This is a genomic window from Paraburkholderia saeva (assembly GCF_907164555.1).
Classification (GTDB): Bacteria; Pseudomonadota; Gammaproteobacteria; order Burkholderiales; family Burkholderiaceae; genus Paraburkholderia; species Paraburkholderia saeva.
In genome coordinates this window covers 456,154-470,818 of the sequence record NZ_CAJQZC010000005.1, presented here as the reverse complement: position 1 = coordinate 470,818, position 14,665 = coordinate 456,154, and the positions used below count along the sequence as shown (strand labels likewise).

General features: G+C 62.7%; 12 protein-coding genes and 1 other RNA gene. 8 read left to right on the top strand and 5 right to left on the bottom strand.

What is annotated here, in order from left to right; all coding sequences use genetic code 11:
- Positions 1-27 precede the first annotated feature (27 nt).
- The 5 genes from LPA36_RS16560 to ffs all read right to left on the bottom strand — a co-directional run bounded on the left by LPA36_RS16560 (position 28) and on the right by ffs (position 5,295).
- On the bottom strand, positions 28-1,233 hold the full coding sequence (locus tag LPA36_RS16560; RefSeq protein WP_228878641.1) for a CaiB/BaiF CoA transferase family protein: 1,206 nt from the start codon (positions 1,231-1,233) through the stop codon (positions 28-30).
- Between the two features lie 75 nt (positions 1,234-1,308).
- Positions 1,309-1,905 (bottom strand): recombination mediator RecR, encoded by a 597-nt coding sequence (gene recR, locus LPA36_RS16555; protein WP_228878640.1) that lies wholly within the window; start codon positions 1,903-1,905, stop codon positions 1,309-1,311.
- A gap of 106 nt (positions 1,906-2,011) precedes the next feature.
- Positions 2,012-2,338: a YbaB/EbfC family nucleoid-associated protein gene (locus tag LPA36_RS16550; RefSeq protein WP_007182071.1), complete on the bottom strand. Its 327-nt coding sequence runs from the start codon at positions 2,336-2,338 to the stop codon at positions 2,012-2,014.
- An 84-nt stretch (positions 2,339-2,422) separates the two neighbouring features.
- Positions 2,423-4,972 carry a DNA polymerase III subunit gamma/tau gene (locus tag LPA36_RS16545; protein WP_228878637.1) on the bottom strand — a complete coding sequence of 850 codons (2,550 nt, stop codon included), beginning with the start codon at positions 4,970-4,972 and terminating at the stop codon, positions 2,423-2,425.
- Positions 4,973-5,196: 224 nt separating this feature from the next.
- An RNA gene (gene ffs / locus LPA36_RS16540) (signal recognition particle sRNA small type) lies at positions 5,197-5,295 on the bottom strand.
- Positions 5,296-5,749: 454 nt separating this feature from the next.
- On the opposite strand from ffs, the gene trxA reads away from it, so the two are divergent.
- The 8 genes from trxA (at position 5,750) to LPA36_RS16500 (ending at position 14,492) form a co-directional block, all read left to right on the top strand.
- Positions 5,750-6,076 carry a thioredoxin TrxA gene (gene trxA, locus LPA36_RS16535; RefSeq protein WP_006048864.1) on the top strand — a complete coding sequence of 109 codons (327 nt, stop codon included), beginning with the start codon at positions 5,750-5,752 and terminating at the stop codon, positions 6,074-6,076.
- Positions 6,077-6,289: 213 nt separating this feature from the next.
- Positions 6,290-7,552 (top strand): transcription termination factor Rho, encoded by a 1,263-nt coding sequence (gene rho / locus LPA36_RS16530; RefSeq protein WP_228878634.1) that lies wholly within the window; start codon positions 6,290-6,292, stop codon positions 7,550-7,552.
- 153 nt (positions 7,553-7,705) lie between these two features.
- A complete protein-coding gene (locus tag LPA36_RS16525; protein ID WP_228878630.1) occupies positions 7,706-8,254 on the top strand; it encodes a MerR family transcriptional regulator in 549 nt (182 codons plus the stop codon).
- On the top strand, positions 8,251-9,807 hold the full coding sequence (locus tag LPA36_RS16520) for an MFS transporter (RefSeq protein WP_228878627.1): 1,557 nt from the start codon (positions 8,251-8,253) through the stop codon (positions 9,805-9,807). Before LPA36_RS16525 ends, LPA36_RS16520 begins: the two co-directional genes overlap by 4 nt.
- A gap of 3 nt (positions 9,808-9,810) precedes the next feature.
- The gene (locus LPA36_RS16515) at positions 9,811-10,662 is read left to right on the top strand and encodes a M90 family metallopeptidase (RefSeq protein WP_228878625.1); all 852 of its coding nucleotides are present in this window, start codon (positions 9,811-9,813) and stop codon (positions 10,660-10,662) included.
- A 136-nt stretch (positions 10,663-10,798) separates the two neighbouring features.
- A complete protein-coding gene (locus LPA36_RS16510) occupies positions 10,799-11,062 on the top strand; it encodes a type B 50S ribosomal protein L31 (RefSeq protein ID WP_228878622.1) in 264 nt (87 codons plus the stop codon).
- Positions 11,063-11,352: 290 nt separating this feature from the next.
- Positions 11,353-13,107, top strand: coding sequence for an ArnT family glycosyltransferase (locus tag LPA36_RS16505; protein ID WP_228878620.1), 1,755 nt, complete (start codon positions 11,353-11,355; stop codon positions 13,105-13,107).
- Between the two features lie 2 nt (positions 13,108-13,109).
- A complete protein-coding gene (locus LPA36_RS16500) occupies positions 13,110-14,492 on the top strand; it encodes an MATE family efflux transporter (protein WP_228878618.1) in 1,383 nt (460 codons plus the stop codon).
- Positions 14,493-14,665: the final 173 nt, after the last annotated feature.

Here is a 14,665-nt window from a genome sequence, read left to right as displayed (position 1 = left end):
CTCACGCCTCCATGCGTGGACGTCACGTCAAACGATCTGCGCCGCATGCATCCGGGCAATGTCGTCCGCATCATAACCTAGCGAATGAAGGACTTCATCGGTATGTTCACCCAGTTCCGGGCCAAGCCAGCGCGTTTCGCCTGGCGTGTCCGAGAGCTTCGGCGTGACGCCCGGCAGCGTGATTTCGGCGTCGCCCTGCCACTTGAAGCGCTGGATCATTTGACGGGCGAGGTACTGCGGATCGGTGAACATGTCGGCGACGCTGTAGATGCGCCCGACCGGCACGTCCGCCGCGTTCAGCACGGCGAGCGCCTCGTCGATCGTGCGGGTGGCAAGCCACGTCGCAATTGCGGCGTCGATCTCGAGCGTGCGCGGCACGCGGCCATCGTTCTGCGCGAGGCCAGGATCGTTCGCGAGATCCTCGCGATCGATCGCGATCATCAGCCGTTTGAAAATCGGATCGCTGTTGCCGCCGATCACAATGCTGCCGTCGAGACACGGATACGTATTCGACGGCACGATGCCCGGCAACGATGCCCCTGTACGCTCGCGCACCATGCCGTACACGCCGTACTCCGGCACGACGCTCTCCATCATGTTGAAGACGGCCTCGTACAGCGCGACGTCGACGACCTGTCCCTTGCCGCCGTTCACCTGCTTGTGATGCAGCGCCATCAGCGCGCCGATCACGCCATGCAGCGCCGCGATCGAGTCGCCAATCGAAATGCCGATGCGCGGCGGCGGCAGGTCCGGATAACCGGTGATGTGACGCAACCCGCCCATCGATTCAGCAATCGCGCCGAAACCTGGCCGGTCGCGATACGGACCCGTCTGGCCGTAGCCGGAAAGCCGCACCATCACGAGACCGGGATTTTCTGCGGACAGCACGTCGTAGCCGAGGCCGAGCTTCTCGAGCAGCCCGGGCCGGAAATTCTCGATGACGACATCGGCTTCCTTCGCAAGACGCCGGACGATTTCCTTGCCTTCTTCGGCTTTCAGATTGATCGTCACCGACTTCTTGTTGCGCGCCTGCACGGCCCACCACAGCGAGGTACCGCCGACTTCCGGATAGAGCTTGCGCCACTTGCGCAGAGGATCGCCGCCCTTCGGGTCTTCGATCTTGATGACCTCGGCACCGAACTCGCCCATGAAACGCGCCGCAAACGGACCTGCGATCAGCGTGCCGAGTTCGAGCACCTTGACGCCCGCGAGCGGGCCCTGGGTTGCGCTCATGTGTCTCCTTCGTTTGGCTGGTGTCTGCGAGAAGTGATGCTTCCGGTATCCGCGTCAGCGCACAGGAGCGATGCGTTACATCGAACGCCGGTCGAGCATGGCGCGGGCGATGGTGCCGGCATCCACGTATTCGAGTTCGCCGCCGACCGGCACGCCGCGCGCCAGACGCGTCACGGCAAGACCGCGCGCCTTCAGCGTCTGGCCGAGGTAATGCGCAGTGGCTTCGCCTTCGTTGGTGAAATTGGTTGCGAGCACGACTTCCTTGACGACGCCATCTGACGCGCGCTTCACGAGGCGGTCGAAATGGATCTCCTTCGGACCGATGCCATCGAGCGGGCTAAGCCGTCCCATCAGCACGAAATAGAGGCCGCGCCAGGTCATCGTCTGCTCGAGCATGATCTGGTCGGCCGGCGTCTCGACGACGCACAGCAATGACGGATCGCGCTCCTCATCGAGACAGACCTCGCAGATCTGCGCCTCGGTGAACGTGTTGCACCTCTCGCAATGCTGGAGATGTTCCGTTGCGAACAGCAGCGAGCGACCGAGCTTTTCGGCGCCGTCGCGATCGTGCTGCATCAGGTGATACGCCATGCGCTGCGCGGATTTGGGCCCGACTCCGGGCAGCGCGCGCAGCGCTTCGACGAGCGCCGACAGGGCGGAAGGTTGTTTCATGCGAAATCGGCGTCGTCAAAAAGGCAAATCGAAAATGCTGCGGGTCGTGCTTCGGGCCGGTCCGGGGATCGGCCGTTGCAAAACCCGCGATGCTGACGCTGCCGGATCAGAACGGCAGCTTGAATCCCGGCGGCAACGGCAGGCCCGAGGTCATACCGCCCATCTTTTCCTGCGCGGTGGCTTCGGCCTTGCGCACGGCGTCGTTGAATGCCGCGGCGACGAGGTCTTCGAGCATGTCCTTGTCGTCGGCGAGCAGGCTCGGGTCGATCGATACGCGGCGCACGTCGTTCTTGCAGGTCATCGTCACCTTGACGAGGCCCGCGCCCGACTGTCCTTCGACTTCGATCAGGGCGAGCTGCTCCTGCATCTTCTTCATGTTTTCCTGCATCTGCTGGGCCTGCTTCATCAGCCCGGCGAGTTGACCTTTCATCATGGCGTGCTCCTTCTTGATCGTTTGAAATTCAGGGGTCTGGCGACGGCGCTTCGCAACTGCCGCGCCTTTCGGTGTGTGTTCAGTCTAATGCGAGGCGGATGCACCGCCGGCCGTGCCCTGCCCGGCATCCGGCGCGATCGGCCTGATCGAATCCGGCACGATGCTCGCGCCGAAATCGCGAATCAGTGATTGCACGAACGGGTCCTGACGGATCTCGCGCTCGGCGTCCTGCTGACGCTGCGCGCGCGCGGCGGCATCGAGCGCGGCGGCCGTACGGCGCGCGGCGCCCACTTCGACCAGCACGTCGACCGTCTTGCCGAGGCGCTCGGCAAGCGCCGCCTTCAGCTTCGCGACCTGCGCGGCATCCGCGTATTGCGGCACGGGAACGTTCAGCTTGAGCGTCGTGCCATCGAGCGACATCAGTTCGCTGTTGAACGCCAGTTGATACGAGATGCCCTTCAGCGGCAGCCCGACGGCAAGCGCGGGCCAGTCGCCTTCGAAGCCAATTGCATCGAGCGGAACGGCCGGCGGCAGCGGACGCGTGTCGACGACGGGTACGGGTTCCTTTGCAGCGGGCGTGAGACGCACATCGTCGGGGCCGCTGTCGAACACGGGCATGTAGTTGTCATCGGGCGGCGCGAAGAACGCTTCGTCCGACGAGACCGGCATGTAGTCGTCCGGCGGAATGTCATCCCACGGCGGAACGGGCGAACCGCCCTGACCGCCGTTATTGCGGGCCTGTGATTGCGCCGGCGTGCGGGCGGGTGCGGTTTCCTGCGCACGGCGCGGTGCGCCAGGTGTCGGCACCGGAACATTGACGCGCGGCGCCGGCTTTGGCATCGCGGTCTTCGGTGCAGGCGCGGCAGCGGCAGGCGCGGCGGCGCGGCCACGATCGGACGATACTTTCAGGCCCGCGCTGCGCAGCACGTCGAGCGCCGCGCTCGCGCCGCCCGCGCGGCGCGGAACGGCCGCGAATTCCTGTTGCAACGGTACGGCCGACGCGGTTTCGCGCGGTGGAAATTCGGGAATGGGTGCGAAAGCAGCCGGCTGTTCCTGTGCGCCGGCAACGGGTTCGTTGACGGTCGGCGCGTGCGGGTTTTCGTCGGCACGCGAGACCGGATCCGCCGAAGCAGAGGCTTCGACTGGCTGCTCGCCTTCGCGCGCAATTCCTATCGGCAATGCGACTTCGGCTGGCGCTTCGCTCGAGGGCAACCCAGCAGCGACAGTTCTGGCAATGGCCTCATTAGCTTCGATCGCTGCCGGCGCATCCGCATTCACCGAAGCGGACGTAGCGCCGTGGTCGTGCTGCATGCCGCGCGGCGCGATATCAGCCAACGCAGACGCGGGCGCAACCGGCCGCGCGCCCCTGTCAGGCTGGGCACTCACCGGTTCACGATCCGCTGGCGCCGCTGCGTCGACAGCCGTACGCACGTTGCCGGAAGCGCCGCTTTGGCGGGCGGCCGCCACAGGCGCGGCCGTTCGTGAAGCTGCCGCAGCGCCTGTGCCTGCCGGTCGCGTGGCGGGCGCGACCCCGCCACCACCGCCATTCGGCGCTGGCTCGAACGCGAGCATCCGCAGCAGCGTCATCGTGAAACCGGCGTATTCGTCGGGTGCGAGACCCAGTTCACTGCGCCCCACTGTCGCGATCTGATAGAAAAGCTGGACCTGCTCCGGGCTCAATGTCTCCGCGAAACGGCGGATATCGCCCGCTTCCGGCCATTCGTCGAGCACGGACGAAGGCGCAAACTGCGCCCAGCCCACCCGATGCAGCAGACTCGCGAGATCCTGCAGCGCCGTCGAAAACGACAGGCTGCGCAGCGCCATTTCGTCGGCGACTGCCAGCACGCCCGCGCCATCGCCGGCTGCAAGCGCGTCGAGCAGACGGATCAGATAGCTCTGGTCGAGCGCGCCGAGCATGCCGCGCACGGCTTCCTCGGTGACCTGATTGGCCGAATAGGCGATCGCCTGATCGGTCAGTGAAAGCGCATCACGCATCGAGCCGTCGGCCGCGCGCGCGAGGAGGCGCAGCGCCTGCGCTTCCGACGGGATTTTTTCTTCGCCGAGAATCCGCTCGAGATGCGAGACGATGTGCCCGGCCGGCATCTGCTTCAGATTGAACTGCAGACAGCGCGACAGCACCGTCACGGGAATCTTCTGCGGATCGGTGGTCGCCAGGATGAACTTGACGTGCGAAGGCGGCTCTTCCAGCGTCTTCAACATGGCGTTGAACGCGTGGTTCGTGAGCATGTGCACTTCATCGATCATATAGACCTTGAAGCGCGCGTCGACTGGCGCGTAGACCGCGCGCTCGAGCAGCGCCGCCATCTCGTCGACGCCGCGGTTGCTCGCCGCGTCCATCTCGACGTAATCGACGAAACGGCCCTCATCGATCTCGCGGCACGCGCGGCACACGCCACATGGTGTCGCGGTGATGCCGGTTTCGCAGTTGAGTGCCTTGGCGAAAATGCGCGACAGCGTCGTCTTGCCGACGCCCCGGGTTCCGGTAAACAGATAGGCATGATGCAGACGTCCGCCGTCGAGCGCGTGCGTGAGCGCGCGCACCACGTGCTCCTGTCCGACGAGCGACGCGAAATCCTTCGGCCGCCACTTGCGTGCGAGAACTTGATAGGTCATCCGGAAATTGTATCAGCAACGATGCTATGCAAAGACGAATCAGCAAGACGCGACGACGCGCTTCCGCCTCATTGTATTTTGCTAACGAAGCAATAGAACAAAACCAGGACGACAGCCGATAGCAACGCGAAGTGTGGGAGCACAAACGTGCGAACAGACGGAACCCGTTGAGAGGAGAAACGAAGGAAAAAGGAAGAAGAAAACGAACTGCGGAAAAGGAGGAAGGTGACGAGCCCGACCCTCGGCACTGGTGGAAAACGGCTGTGGCTGCTTCGTTCCCGACCTGACCAGGTTGACCATCCCTCCATGCGAGGAGGCCCGTCACGAAGCATTCTATCACCGGTCACCGGATAACGCGACTCCTGATGGCGGCGAAATGCGCGAGGGCCTGATCCCGGCGCCCCACTGTCGTGCTTTCGCCGCGCTTGTGCGCTCTTGTGTTTTACTGCGCGCGACACCAGATACGCGTCGAAGGAGCACAACGTGCAAACGCGCCTGCCAATGCGCAGGTCAATGCAGAGCAGGCTTTACGAACGCCATCGATCCACACATTACGCTGCCGGCATCACTACTATCACCACCGGCAACGCATAGCGATTTAGGCTAAACTGGCGAACGAATGACCCGTAATGTCATGGTCCGCGGCGCGTCCATCGGGTAGTGCCGAAGGGTGTCCCGCCGGGCGATGAATGCGGCGAGGCGAACAGAAGTTTTCCTGGTTTGATGTATCGTGGCGAGCCATCAGGGCGACCGCGATCCGAAAGAGGTATTCATACAATGAGCGAACAAATCAAGCATATCAGCGACGCATCGTTCGAACAGGACGTCGTCAAATCCGACAAACCCGTGCTGCTCGACTTCTGGGCCGAATGGTGCGGACCGTGCAAGATGATCGCGCCGATCCTTGACGAAGTCGCCAAGGACTACGCGGATCGCCTGCAGATCGCCAAGATCAATGTCGACGAACATCAATCCACGCCGGTCAAGTTTGGCGTGCGCGGTATTCCCACGCTGATCCTCTTCAAGAACGGCGCCGTTGCCGCCCAGAAGGTCGGCGCGCTGTCGAAGTCGCAACTTACCGCTTTCCTTGACGGCAATCTTTAAGCCGGTCTTGTGATGCGCCCAGGGCGCGTTGTTGTCAGCGGACAACAACGCGCCCTGTGAACAGGCTTTTCCGCTGCACTGGCGGAATCCGGCATGTGCTATGCTAGAATCCATTAAACGTCGAAAAGACGTGTAAGTCCCTGAGCGGTTCCGCTCACTTCTCCTCCCAGATTCCATTTCGTCGCACCTTCTCCTCCCCGGCGGGTTCTCCGTATGCATTTATCCGAGCTTAAGACTCTGCACGTGTCCGAATTGATCGAGATGGCCAATGGCCTCGAGATCGAAAGTGCCAATCGCCTGCGCAAGCAGGAACTGATGTTCGCCATTCTTAAAAAGCGCGCCAAGACGGGCGACACGATCTTCGGCGACGGCACGCTCGAAGTGCTGCCGGACGGTTTCGGCTTCCTCCGCTCGCCGGAAACGTCGTATCTCGCGAGCACCGACGATATCTATATCAGCCCGTCTCAGATCCGCCGCTTCAATCTGCACACTGGCGATACGATCGAAGGCGAAGTCCGCACGCCGAAAGACGGCGAGCGCTACTTTGCGCTGGTGAAAGTCGACAAGGTCAACGGCCAGCCGCCGGAAGCCTCGAAGCACAAGATCATGTTCGAAAACCTGACGCCGCTTCACCCGAACAAGGTGATGCTGCTCGAGCGCGAAATGCGCGGCGAGGAAAACGTCACGGGCCGCATCATCGACATGATCTCGCCGATCGGCAAGGGTCAGCGCGGTCTGCTCGTCGCCTCGCCGAAGTCGGGCAAGACCGTGATGCTGCAGCACATCGCACATGCGATCAAACAGAACCATCCGGATATCGTGCTGTTCGTGCTGCTGATCGACGAACGCCCGGAAGAAGTGACCGAAATGCAGCGTTCGGTGGCGGGCGAAGTGATCGCCTCCACCTTCGACGAACCGGCCGCGCGCCACGTGCAGGTCGCCGAAATGGTGATCGAAAAAGCGAAGCGCCTCGTCGAAATGAAGAACGACGTCGTGATTCTGCTCGACTCGATCACGCGTCTCGCGCGTGCGTACAACACGGTTGTGCCGGCCTCGGGCAAGGTGCTCACCGGCGGTGTCGACGCCAACGCGCTGCAACGTCCGAAGCGTTTCTTCGGCGCGGCCCGTAACATCGAGGAAGGTGGCTCGCTCACCATCATCGGCACGGCGCTGATCGAAACCGGCAGCCGCATGGACGACGTGATCTACGAAGAATTCAAGGGCACCGGCAACATGGAAGTGCACCTGGAGCGTCGCCTTGCGGAAAAGCGCGTCTACCCCTCGATCAATCTGAACAAGTCGGGCACGCGTCGCGAAGAACTGCTGATCAAGCCCGAAGTGCTGCAGAAGATCTGGGTGCTGCGCAAGTTCATCCACGACATGGACGAAGTCGAATCGATGGAATTCCTGCTCGACAAGATTCGCCAGACGAAGAGCAATTCCGAGTTCTTCGACATGATGCGTCGCGGCAGCTAGAACCCGCCACTGCGCAGCAAGCTTCAGAAAAGCCGCCCCCGTTCATTCGCGGGCGGCTTTTTTTCGCCCGCACTCCGCATCTGGCCACAACCTGTACGTGAACGTTCACGTTGATCTATAATGCGACGCAGACTTCGAACTCCCCGCGCCGCCATGTCGAACGAAGAAATTCCCAGCCTGCTGACCGTCCGCGATGCAGCGGAACGCCTGAACGTCACCCCGCGCACGCTCAAATACTATGAAGAGCGCGGGCTCGTGACGCCAACGCGCAGTGAAGGTCGCTATCGCCTCTACGACGAAAATGACCTCGAACGGTTTGCGCGAATCCTGCGATTTCGCGCCCTGGGCTTCTCGCTGCAAGGCATCACCGAAATGCTCAAGCGGCCGCTCGAACCTGGCGAAGGCGGACGCAATCGCTACTCCACCGAATCCCTGCTGGAAATCCGCGACGCGCTGGCGCAACAGGTCGACGCGCTCGACGCACGCATCGAATCGGCGCGCCGCGAGCTGAAGGAAGTGCAGAACCTGAAAGCCGAACTCAGCGACGACCTCGATTACGTGCAACGCCGGCTCGCCGGCGAAAGCGCTGATGCGCTTCTCGCACAACGCAGCGCGGCCCGCCTGACAAAGAAAGCGCAAACAGGATCGGACGCGGCAGCGCGACTCAGCAAGAAGGCCCTTCGCGGCGACGACGACGCATGAGCGCAACCTCCTCGCGCAGGACGCTTTTTAGCGTCGCGAAGCTGCGCGGCGATTTTTTCCCGTGGGTGCTGGCACTCGTCACCGGGCTCGACTATTTCGACAACGCGATCTTCTCGTTCTTCGCGAGCTATATCGCAGGCGGGATCAACGCTTCGCCGGATGAACTCGTGTGGTCGTCGAGCGCGTACGCGGTCGCCGCCGTGCTCGGCATCATGCAGCAGCAATGGTGGGTCGAGCGCGTCGGTTACCGACGCTACGTGGCCGGCTGCATGCTACTGTTTTCGGCCGGAGCAGTCGCGGCGACCCTGTGCGAAACATCGTTCGAGCTGGCGTTCGCGCGCGGCTTCCAGGGTTACTTCATCGGCCCGATGATGGGCACCTGCCGCATCCTGATCCAGATCAGCTTCACGCCGCAACAGCGTGCCGGCGCGACACGCGCATTCCTGATCCTGATCGTGCTGGGCAGTGCGCTTGCGCCGCTCGTCGGCGGCCAGCTCGTCGCGCATTTCGACTGGCGGGCGCTCTTTATGTGCAGCGCGCCGGCCGGCGTCCTGTTCGCGGGCCTCGCGCTGCTCGTGTTGCCCAACTCGGGCAACCTTGTGCCGGAGGAACGTGGCGCGTCGCATTTCTGGCCGTACATCATCTTCGCGTTCGCGCAGGGCGCGTTGCAGATCGTCATGCAGCAGGTGCGCTACCAGCTCTTCAGCGCGTCGCCGGGTCTCATCATGCTGACGGTCGCGGGCATTGTCGGGCTCGCGTGGTTTGCGTATCAGCAATGGCATCATCCGTCGCCGCTGATGCGGTTGCACGCGCTACGTGAAAAGACCTTCCAGGTCGGTCTCGTGCTGTACATGTTCTACTACTATGAGTCCACCGGCTTCAGTTATCTCGTATCGCGCTTTCTCGAACAGGGGCTCGGCTATCCCGTCGAAAATGCGGGGCGGCTGGTCGGTATCACCTCCCTGATATCGTCGACAGCGCTCTTCGTCTATCTGCGCTACGCAAAGCTGCTGCCGCGCAAGAAATGGATCATCGTGCCAGGTTTCGCCGTCGCGGCGCTGGCCGCTGCCTGGATGGCGCATATGCCGCCCAACGTCGACCAGCGTGCGTTGACCGGTCCGCTGCTGCTGCGCGGCCTGTTGCTGCTTTTCATCGTTCTGCCGGTGGCCAATCTGACGTTCAGGATCTTTGCGGTCGAAGAGTTCACGCACGGTTACCGGCTGAAAAATGTCGTGCGCCAGTTGACGATCTCGCTTACGACGGCGTCGGTGATCATCGTCGAGCAGCACCGGCAGGCATTGCATCAGTCGCGACTCGCCGAGTTCGCAAATCCGTACAATCCGGTATTCCAGAACACGATCGCGACGTTGACGAACGGTTTCGCTGCTGCCGGACGTTCAATCAGCGAAGCGCACGCGCTGGCGATAGTTGAGGTGAGCCGGAGGGTGGCGCAGCAGGCGAGCTTCCTTGCGTCGCTGGATGGCTTCTATTTTCTGATCGGCGTGGCCGTCTGCGGCGGCATCTTCGCCGCGTGGCAAAAACAGATCGACTGACCCATGCTCTCGAAACTCACGCACTGGTTCGACTCCCGCCGCCGCGACCGCGCGCTGCGCACGCACGCGATCCCCGACGCGCTGTGGGAATCCACGCTCGCAGGCCTGCCCTTTCTGGCGCATCTCGATACCGCCGAACTCGTCCGCCTGCGTGAACTGACGAGCCTCTTCATAGCGCAAAAGTCGTTTTCGACCGCGCACGAACTCGAACTGACGGACGCGATGACGGTGGCCATCGCGGCACAGGCCTCGCTGCCAGTGCTGAACCTGAGCCTCGATCTTTACCGCGGCTGGGTTGGCGTGATCGTCTATCCCGGCGAATTCGTGATCCGCAAGACCGTCGAAGACGAAGACGGCGTGGTTCACGAAATCGAGCACGACGCGAGCGGCGAGGCGTGGGAAGGCGGCCCCGTCGTGCTGTCGTGGGAAGACGCACAGATGACCGACGCCACAGATGCCTACAACGTCGTCATTCACGAATTCGCGCACAAGATCGACATGCTGACGGGCGAAGCCGACGGCCACCCGCCGCTCTTCCGTCGCTGGCACGCGCCGCTCGACGCAACCGCGTGGGCCGACGTGTTCGACGCGGCCTACGACCAGTTCTGCGCAAAAGTCGACGCCGTACCGGACCGGCGCTGGGCCCGTTTCGAGCGCGATTCGCTGATCGACCCGTATGCAGCCGACCATCCGTCCGAATTTTTCGCGGTATGCAGCGAGGCGCTCTTCGTGCGGCCGCAGGCGTTCGAGGCCGAATATCCGGAGCTTTATCGCCTTCTGGCCCGCTTTTATCGACAGGATCCGGCACGCGTGGGCGGGTTATTGCCGGAAAACGGCCTCGCTCCCGCAAAATAGCCCGGGAAATTCGTCAAGCGACTGATTTTCTGGCATAATCGCCGTTTTTCGACCTTAGGCAAGTGGCTCGCCGAAGTCCGCTGCGTCGGTTCGCAACGGCACGCGGGTTGGCTACCGCCAGATTAAAGGAAAGACCATGAAAGAAGGCATTCACCCCGATTACCGCGAAGTCCTGTTCGTCGACATGTCGATCGACTTCAAGTTTGTGACCCGCTCGACCATCCAGACGCGCGAAACGGCCGAATTCGAAGGCAAGACGTATCCGCTCGCCAAGATCGAAGTGTCGTCGGAATCGCATCCGTTCTACACCGGCCAGCAAAAGATCATGGACACGGCCGGCCGTGTCGAGAAGTTCAACAAGAAGTTCGGCGCGCGTGCCACGGGCAAGGCGACCAAGTAATGCCGTTTCGACTCCGGCGCTGTTTGACAGGCCGGTCGATGCAAAAAAAGGGCAGCAGTCGCTGCCCTTTTTTTGTCTCCATAGTTTACGCAGCAACCGGGCGACGCCCCGCAACTGGCGCCCGCGCCGACATGGCTGTTGTCAACTGTTGCAATCTCGCTGTTGCCGTCTGCCGTGCTCCGTGACGCGCGCCGTGCCGCCCGTCTACAATGCCGGATGCTCAGGGCCGGCCACGCCCGGACACACCGTCTACCGCCTGCCAGCCCGTTTATCCGATACCGCCCAACTGCATGAGATCTGTCGTCCGTCTGACTGCTTCCGCCACCAGCGCGCTACCGCGCTGGCTGCTGCTTACTATCTGTATCGTGTATGCATCGTTCGGGCTCTTCGGGCGCGATCCGTGGAAGAACGAAGATGCCGCGGGCTTCGGCGTCATGTGGACAATGGCGAAAGGCACCGCGCACGACTGGCTGTTGCCGAACCTCGTCGGCAAATACATCACCGCGTATGGGCCACTCGGGTACTGGCTCGGCGCCATTTCGATCCGCGTGCTCTCGCCGTGGGTCGATGCGAGCAACGCGTCGCGCGTGTTCACGGGGCTGCTGTTCTGTGCGGCCTGCGCGTTTGTCTGGTACGCCGCGTATCTGCTCGGCCGTCGTCCCGAAGTGCAGCCATTCAAGTACGCGTTCGGCGGCGAGCCTGAGCCGCGCGATTACGGCCGCACACTCGCCGACGGCGCCCTGCTGATTCTGCTCGGCTGCTTCGGTCTCGCTGAACGCGGCCACGAAACCACGCCGCAGCTGGCGCAGTTCGTCTGCATTGCGATGCTTGTGTATGGGCTCGTGCGGATGATCGACAAACCGGTGCAAGGGTCTTTGCTGTGGGGCCTTGCGCTCGGGCTCGTCGCACTGACGAGCAATCCGGTGCTGGTCTGCGCGCTGCTGGTCGGGACGCTGGTCATGACGCTCATCGTGCGGGAAGCGCAGTTGCGCTGGCTGCTGCTCGCCGGCTTGCCGGTTGCGCTCGTGCTGTCGCTGGCGTGGCCGGTTGCAGCGCTGATTGCGTTCCCCGACGATGCCGTCTGGTTCCTCAACCAGTGGGTCCACGTCAGCATCACGTCGTTCGGCGGCCCGCCGGGCCCGGTGCTGCACTATGCGCTAAAAAATCTCCCGCTCTTTACCTGGCCGGCGTGGCCGCTTGGCATCTGGGCGTGGGTCAGCTGGTCGGGGCTACGCCGTGCGCCACACGTTGCAATTCCGGTGTCGGTCATCGCTCCGCTTCTGATCCTCGCGGTGCTGCAGAGTTACTCGACGAACCTGCTCTACATGCTGCTGCTGCCCGCGCTCGCGGTCCTCGCAACGTTCGCGCTGCCTACGCTGAAGCGCGGCACGATCAACGCGATCGACTGGTTCGCCGTGCTGAGCTTCACGATCCTCGGCACCTTCGTATGGCTCGTCTGGCTCGCCGGTCTGACCGGCTTCCCGCATCCGCTCGCGCGTAATCTGGCGCGCCTCGCGCCGGGCTTTACGCCACAGTTCAAGATCCTGTCATTCGTGTGCGCGGTCGCCGTCACGGTCTGCTGGATCGCCCTCGTTCAATGGCGTATCGCGCGGCATCCGAAGGTGCTCTGGCGCAGCGTGGTGCTGTCGAGCGCCGGCACGACACTCATGTGGGTGCTGCTGATGACACTCTGGCTGCCGGTCGTGAACTACAGCCGAACGTACAAGGACGTCGCGCAACAGATCTCGAGCCATCTGCCCGACGATTACACGTGTATCTCGCCCGTACGGCTCGGCAATGCGCAGATCGCCACGTTCGCCTATTTCGGCCAGATGCATTTCTCGTTCAACGACGACTGCGACGTGATCCTGCGCCAGGACACGCAGGATTTTGGCGAGCCGAGCGCGATGTCGAACTTCGTGTGGAAGCTCGTCTGGGAAGGCCGCCGCGTGGCTGACCGGGACGAACGTTTCCGTCTGTATGTCCGCATCGACCGTCCGAAGCCGCCGGTCAAACGCCGCACTCCGCGTCCCAAACCGGATTGACCATGTTCGCCAACGTGCGGAAAATCGCCGCGCTCGCATGGCCTGTGCTGATCGGACAACTTGCGATCATCGCGTTCGGCGTGATCGATACCGCCATGGTCGGGCGTTACTCCGCGATCGATCTCGCGGCGCTCGGCCTTGGCTCTTCGATCTATATCTCGGTGTATATCGGTCTTACCGGCATTCTCACCGCGCTGCAGCCGATTACCGGACAGCTCTACGGCGCACGGCGCTACGGCGAGATCGGCGAGGAAGTGCGTCAGGCGCTGTGGCTCGCGCTGGTCCTGATGGCGCTCGGTTTTTCGATCCTCTACTTTCCGGGCCCGCTGCTGCGCATCGCGCATGCGCCCGAAGCGCTGCGTGAGCGTACTGTCGCGTATCTGCAGATTCTCTCGTTCGGGTTGCCCGCGAGCCTCGCGTTTCGCGTCTACAGTTCGCTGACCAACGCCGTGGGTCAGCCGCGACTCGTCATGATCCTGCAGGTCGGCGCGCTGCTGCTCAAGATTCCGCTCAACCTGTGGTTTATCTTCGGCGGCGCCGGCGTGCCTGCGCTCGGCGGCCCAGGCTGCGCGCTCGCGAGTACCCTCATCAACTGGACGCTCGCGATTGTCGGCATGACGCTGCTGGTGCGCCTGAATATTTTCCGGCCATTCGCTACGTTCTCGCACTTCTGCTGGCCCGTCTGGAAACGTCAGGCCGCGTTGCTGAAGCTCGGCATTCCGATGGGACTGTCGTACCTGATCGAAGTCACGTCCTACACGTTCATGGCGCTCTTCATCGCGCGCTTCGGCACAACGACGCTCGCGGGTCACCAGATCGCGGGCAATCTTGGTGCGGTGCTGTACATGACGCCGCTTTCCATCGGTATCGCATCATCGACGCTCGTCGCGCAGGCGCTCGGCGCGCAACGTCCCGTTGACGCTCATACGCTGGCGCGGCACGGCATCCTGATGGCGTGCGCAATCGCGTGCTGCTATGGCGTCATCGTGCTTGCATTGCGGCCCTTCATTATCGCGGGCTACACGTCCGATGCACAGGTCGCGCTCGCCGCGATGCCGCTCGTGCTGATCGTGATCGTCTATCACCTCTTCGACGCGCTCCAGATCACCACTGCGTTCGTGCTGCGCGCGTATCGCGTCGCCGTCGTACCGACCGTGATCTATGCCGTCGCGCTGTGGGGCGTGGGCCTTGGCGGTGGTTATCTGCTTGGCTTTAACGTTAGCGGCTCGATTCCCGAATGGCTTACCGGCGCGCGCGGCTTCTGGGTTGCCAACGCGGCTAGCCTCGCGATTGCCGGCATCGGTCTCGCGCTCTACTGGCGAACGGTCAGCGCACGCCATCGGCGCGCCGAAGCGCATACACCGCACACCGACCCTGTCGCATAGGTCTGTTGCAAGTGATCTGCGACTGACTCCGAAGTGACGCAATACGCATCACTTCGGTCGCACGCGGATCTGCCGCGCCCGCCTTTCTTTTCCGTCCGGAAGCCTTATTCACGGCATCGATTGTCAAAAAGTGCCCGTGTTGATTTACTTGTCACGAATCGATGGGTATAAAT

Bases quoted from the DNA above. Each gene is read 5' to 3' on its own strand.
- LPA36_RS16515 (WP_228878625.1), top strand. From the start codon at position 9,811: ATGCTCTCGAAACTCACGCACTGGTTCGACTCCCGCCGCCGCGACCGC.
- LPA36_RS16500 (WP_228878618.1), top strand. From the start codon at position 13,110: ATGTTCGCCAACGTGCGGAAAATCGCCGCGCTCGCATGGCCTGTGCTG.
- recR (WP_228878640.1), bottom strand. From the start codon at position 1,905: ATGAAACAACCTTCCGCCCTGTCGGCGCTCGTCGAAGCGCTGCGCGCG.
- LPA36_RS16505 (WP_228878620.1), top strand. From the start codon at position 11,353: ATGAGATCTGTCGTCCGTCTGACTGCTTCCGCCACCAGCGCGCTACCG.
- trxA (WP_006048864.1), top strand. From the start codon at position 5,750: ATGAGCGAACAAATCAAGCATATCAGCGACGCATCGTTCGAACAGGAC.
- LPA36_RS16545 (WP_228878637.1), bottom strand. From the start codon at position 4,972: ATGACCTATCAAGTTCTCGCACGCAAGTGGCGGCCGAAGGATTTCGCG.
- LPA36_RS16510 (WP_228878622.1), top strand. From the start codon at position 10,799: ATGAAAGAAGGCATTCACCCCGATTACCGCGAAGTCCTGTTCGTCGAC.
- rho (WP_228878634.1), top strand. From the start codon at position 6,290: ATGCATTTATCCGAGCTTAAGACTCTGCACGTGTCCGAATTGATCGAG.
- LPA36_RS16560 (WP_228878641.1), bottom strand. From the start codon at position 1,233: ATGAGCGCAACCCAGGGCCCGCTCGCGGGCGTCAAGGTGCTCGAACTC.
- LPA36_RS16525 (WP_228878630.1), top strand. From the start codon at position 7,706: ATGTCGAACGAAGAAATTCCCAGCCTGCTGACCGTCCGCGATGCAGCG.
- LPA36_RS16550 (WP_007182071.1), bottom strand. From the start codon at position 2,338: ATGATGAAAGGTCAACTCGCCGGGCTGATGAAGCAGGCCCAGCAGATG.
- LPA36_RS16520 (WP_228878627.1), top strand. From the start codon at position 8,251: ATGAGCGCAACCTCCTCGCGCAGGACGCTTTTTAGCGTCGCGAAGCTG.